Origin of the sequence: uncultured Aliivibrio sp. (assembly GCF_946479765.1) — a bacterium.
GTDB lineage: Bacteria > Pseudomonadota > Gammaproteobacteria > Enterobacterales > Vibrionaceae > Aliivibrio.
Window position 1 is genome coordinate 1 of the sequence record NZ_CAMLHO010000097.1, and the last position, 4574, is coordinate 4574.

General features: G+C 37.1%; 3 protein-coding genes. 2 read left to right on the forward strand and 1 reads right to left on the reverse strand.

What is annotated here, in order from left to right:
* Nucleotides 1–1103: 1103 nt before the first annotated feature.
* Complete coding sequence (locus Q1K78_RS16960; protein WP_300181569.1) at nt 1104–2798, forward strand: hypothetical protein; 1695 nt, start codon at nt 1104–1106, stop codon at nt 2796–2798.
* Between the two features lie 11 nt (nt 2799–2809).
* Entirely contained in the window at nt 2810–3037 is a 228-nt protein-coding gene (locus Q1K78_RS16965; protein ID WP_300181571.1) for a molecular chaperone DnaJ, read from the forward strand.
* A gap of 507 nt (nt 3038–3544) precedes the next feature.
* Here the strand turns inward: Q1K78_RS16965 and Q1K78_RS16970 are convergent.
* On the reverse strand, nt 3545–4522 hold the full coding sequence (locus Q1K78_RS16970; protein WP_300181573.1) for a hypothetical protein: 978 nt from the start codon (nt 4520–4522) through the stop codon (nt 3545–3547).
* Between the last annotated feature and the right edge of the window lie 52 nt (nt 4523–4574).

Sequence of the window (4574 nt, forward strand, 5' to 3'; positions counted from 1 at the left end):
AAAGGTAGCGTAAAATTTAAGCAAAGAGTGTCAACTATCTTGAAAAACACCGAAACCTCAAGATTACTCTTGTTGGAAAAACTGGTGTGTCGCAATAATTCGCGCATTAGACCCTATACAACCAAAGGCTTGGGTCGTTAGAGAACAAGATAAACATCTAATAAATGTTGAGTATTGGATGGCGATCGTATCTACGTTACATCGTTATGAATGCACACATCGCTATGAGTCTTTACCTGTGAATTTTGGCCCAGAGAAGGGTTATAGAAGAAACAAAGAACAGTGTTCTTCAATAAAGCAATTGATTGATATGCAGCGCTTGGAAACAGGTAAAGTTAATCTATCAGAAGTAGCACGAACGCTGGGGCTTAGCAGGCAACGGATACATAAGATCGTTAGCACCTATGGGCTGTTAGTCAAAAAATAAAGTATATGAGTATGAAAAACGACTTTTAGCGGTTTGAAGGCTTCACTTAGATAACGCATTGTATTTTTTATTCGTGATAATAATTAAATAGTAAAGAAAGCGAAGAACACTGTTCCATCGTTACTTACCTGCGCACGCTCGGCACGCAGATGATTAAACTTATATAGCAATGAAGTTAATAACTCATACTGTCTTATTGCGCGTGCTGACCAGCACGCGCAATAAAGTGGTGACATCCTAGACTTTTCTCACCCTATTTACAGAAGTTAGTTATGTATATAGAAGAAACGAAGAACAGAGTTCTAACAACGAGTTATCTAAATTGCTTCTGCCCCATTGAGTGTCAGAGTTGGATTATACTTAAATTCAACAACCATGCTTTTTCTTATATCTAGAACCATAATTATGTGACCAAATCCACCATACCATTACAATTCAAACGTGTACTACTATACTAAAAGGGAAATCAGCTATTTTGCATTTAAACTCTAAAAGATATTTACAACTAATTAAGCCTAGATTATATTTGATTAAACGCTGATTTACTCTACGGAGTAATCTGGACAGCGGAACGTTCACCATTTTTTGAGTAGTGACAACAAAAAACCAGACCACAATAAATTTTTCTTTATGCATTTGCTATTTAGCTTATGCTGTGGTTTACGAGGTTTATATTATGTTAACTCAAAGTTCCCATAAAGCACTATGCTCATCTCTTCTTTTCGATATTCGCAAAAACTACGCAGACTCTGATGTAAAGCTTACAGATATACGTAGTGCTATTGCTCTTGCCTTTGGTTTTGAAAACGATAAATCAATTAAAAAATACCTGAAGTCAACATCCATATTAGTAGTACCAGAAGTGTGCGAGAAATTTGCAACAATAATGCATGACGACTTCGACATCGACTATAATCGCACGCCTTTCACTTTTTGTTGGCCTAATGATATTGCTTTTTGTACAGAAGAAATTGGGCGCTTTTGGCGTCATTGCTTCAATGGCTTAGAAGTTAGGATTGGAGCTGATGCATATATGATGATGACTCCTATCATGCAGTACAAAAAGGCTCACTGGGTTGTTGCGCCAAACTCCCCTATAACTGTGGCTCAAATCAACAGTGTTATTGGTAATGGTATTGCTATTTTAGATAATTCACATACGGATATTGTTCACAAACGTAATGAGAGTGCGGCGAATGGTGATATTGGTGCACTATATAGTATTGCACAGTGTCATTTAAAAGATCGAAATAATGCCACTGCATTTGAGGTACTGAAGACACTTTTATCGTTAAACGATCAGCATGAAGGTGCACTTACTAATTTAGCCATGATCTACTTTGAAGGTGTTAAAGATTATGTTGAGATTGATCTTGAAAAATCGGAGAGATTGTATCTTCAAGCAACTGAGCTCGGCAGTGCTCAAGCTGCTCACGTGTTGGGCTTCAGCTATGACTTAAATGGTCAATTTAAGAGGGATTTTGATCTGGCATTCAAATTTCATAAGCTAGCGATTAAACGCGGTAATCATGCTTCAATAAATTGCTTAATTACTATGATTATACATGATCGCGGCATTCCTAAAGATCTAGAGCCTGATTACTTAAAAAATCTATTTTCTATGGGTATACAATTACAGGATCCCGATACAATTCAGCGTATTGCTGACTACTTTGAGTGTGAAGGTGAGTATGATTTTCTTCTGAACCTTCGGGAGCTTTGCGTTCAGCTTGAACCTGTAACCAAGCGAGCTAATTTTGAGTTAGCTCGCTACTATCAAGCAGGCTTTGGTTGCGAAAAAAACATTTACCTAGCCATTGAGCACTATGAGATTGAAGTTGAGCAATTTAAATGCGCAGACTCGATGTTTAATCTAGCGATCATATATAGAGATGAGTTTCAGGACACTGATACCTATCGTGACTGGCTTAACAAGGCCTACGATATGATTGATGACGATACAATGTATGCCATAAGCATCATCTATCTTTTGGGTCAAGATGCTCACTTAGATAGAAAGTTTGATTTAGCTACTAGGTATTTTATGCAAGCAATTAATTTCAATAGTACCGCTATCGAACATCACCATCCTGATTTTCAGGATATAACTGCCAATCTACGCAACATGGCCAAGCTTTCTTGGGGTCTGATTTGTTACTATCACTTAAACCAAATAGAAGGTGCTGACCTAATTTATAACACTGCTGTAGCAGGTTGTACTCCTGCAAAATTTAAGTGGGCAATGCTACTAATTGAGGACTACGACAACCTAGTACTTGGGGAGAGATGGTTACGACAGGCTAAAGATGATGGTTATGAAGAAGCTGCTAAACAATATGATTATCTATTCTCTTCACTGCTTAATAGCTAAGGATCGAACATATGAAATGTATTTGTAGCTTTTGCCATGGTCGTGGTTCGGATGTCGAAATAACCTGCCGTAATTGCAGTGGTACTGGATATGATCCTGAAGAAGACAATGTATGGGCTCAGTGTCACACTTGTTACGGTGATGGTTTTGAGGAATTAGATGAATGCCCAAAATGTAACGGAGAAGGCTACACTGATGATGACGATGACGATGACGATGACGATGACGGATTTTACTAGATTAATTGTTTAGAGTTACACATTAAGTGTGTTATTCATCGATATTCTTTCAAATAAGATGAATATCTGTGAACAGAGAAATTAAACCAAGACTACATTGAGTGACGATATATGAGGAATGTGTTGATGCAGTCTAGTATGTCGCGCCGATGTGGCATATCTAGGCTGTAGTGGATTAATGAATTTCGTCTGCTGTTCTTAGGCGAATCGTGCTATTTTGAGTAGAAAAGCTTTCTTTTAAAACCTCCATTGCGCTCAAAATGTGTATACACAAAAACGGCGTAACTCTCTTTTGAAACCTCCATTACGCCGAAAATGTGTATACACAAAAACGGCGTAACTCTCTTTTAAAACCTCCATTACGCCAAAAATGTGCATACACAAAAATAACATAAGCTAACGTTCATTAGGCTAACGTTCATTAGCTTAACGATCACTAGAGCAAATAATTAACCTAGGAGGTACTTACGTATATAGCTAGTACCTCACACTGAACGAATATGAGCTTTAAGCCTCCATCTGCTGCTGAGGCAACCTCATTTGAATTGCGCTATTTTTCACCAATAGTTCCGCGACTTGCTCTTCAGATGCTTTTAGTTTGTTCTCTGCTATTCGTAAGCTAACAAGCATTTCCTCGTGCTCTTTTCGTAAGGTTGTATTTTGATTTTCTATTTTTTCTAATGATTTATTTACTGATTTAAGCTCTGTTGTCTCAGCTACTAACTTCTCTTTAATAAAATCAAAGTTAACCGTCAAGTCAGATAATTGTTCTCGCAATATTTCAATTTCACTCAGTACCACCTTAGATTGAGTATCTAAGACAATATAAGCCTCCTGGCTGCTTGAAAGCTTTTCCATAAGCGCTTGATAAGACTTAATCTCAGTATCCAAATGCTCACTCAACAACAGATTTTTTTCCTGTAATTGCCGATTTGTCGCATTCCAATCGATTTTTTCATTCCCTAACTCTTCTAATCTATCTTCAAGTTCTTCTATTGTATCTTCTTGAATTTCACCCTCTTCAACCTGTATACGTACTCGATTTTCAATTTCAACTGCGGCTTCCTCTGCAATTGTTTTTGCCGCAATAGCGGCTTCTGTAGCATTTTCTGCATATTTTAATCGAGTTCTGACCAACTGCTCATGATGATGGTATGCAGCACTATTCATCTTAACCATTACATCTTTCAATGCATCGCTGAATTCAGTTTCAAGACGATTAAATGTATCTTGAATTTCAACAGGTAACTCTGTGTGAACTTGATTTCCAGATTGAATATTTATACTTACTTCAGTTTTCTTTTCAACTACTTCAGGGATTTTTCCCTCTTCTCTCAGTCTATCTAAATCAATTTTAAGATTAGTCGTTTTCCCTCGTTTTAGCACTTCTCGTAAACGCCATCCGCTTGGTTCTAAACCCTTGTCGACTATTATTTTTGCCGCATTGATAACATCATCATCTGTATATGATTTCTTCCTAGCCATTTTTATGAACCTTATTTTTATTCTTATTAGGTTAATTTGTTAAGTTAGTTAG